Source organism: Streptomyces sp. bgisy159 (genome assembly GCF_965341775.1).
In the GTDB taxonomy this organism is placed as follows: Bacteria; Actinomycetota; Actinomycetes; order Streptomycetales; family Streptomycetaceae; genus Streptomyces.
Window position 1 is genome coordinate 1 of sequence record NZ_CBDQZH010000131.1, and the last position, 777, is coordinate 777.

1 pseudogene is annotated in these 777 nt (G+C 70.5%); it reads left to right on the plus strand.

Features of this window, described 5'->3' with window-relative positions:
• Positions 1–44: 44 nt before the first annotated feature.
• A pseudogene (locus tag ACSLTV_RS36135) lies at positions 45–777 on the plus strand (IS5 family transposase); the annotation flags it as partial.

The following is a 777-nucleotide window of genomic DNA, read 5'->3' on the forward strand; positions in this document are numbered from 1 at the left end:
AACTGTCCGATGCCGAGTGGGAGTTCGTCCGGCCACTGCTGCCTGTGCCCTTGCGGGGCCGGAGGCGGTTGGACGACCGAAGGGTCCTCAACGGGATCGTGTGGAAGTTCCGCACCGGCACCGCCTGGCGGGATGTACCCGAGCGGTACGGGCCGTGGCAGACGCTGCACACCCGCTTCCGCCGGTGGGCCCTGGACGGGACCTTCGAGCGGATGCTGCGGGCCGCGCAGGCAAAGGCGGACGCGGCCGGGGACATCGACTGGCTGGTGTCGGTCGACTCCACCGTCGTGCGAGCCCACCAGCACGCCGCCGGGGCCCGAAAAGGGGGCTCTGCCCACCGGCACTCGGACGCTCCCGGGGCGGCCTGACCAGCAAAATCCACCTTGCCTGCGACGCCTTCGGCCGCCCGCTCGCCTTCGTGGTCACGGGCGGGAACACCAACGACTGCACGCAGTTCACCGCCGTGATGGACGCGATACGAGTGCCCCGCATCGGCCCAGGACGGCCCCGCATCAGGCCCGCCCACGTCCTGGGCGACAAGGGCTACAGCTCCAAAGCCATCCGCACCTGGCTGCGACGGCGCGGTATCAGCCACACCATCCCCGAGCGGTCCGACCAGGTCCGCAACCGGCTCCGGCGCGGCAGCCGGGGCGGACGCCCGCCAGCCTTCGACAAGCAGCTCTACAAGCGCCGCAACGTGGTGGAGCGGTGTTTCAACCGCCTCAAGCAGTGGCGCGGCATCGCAACCCGCTACGACAAGACCGCCGAGTCCTACCA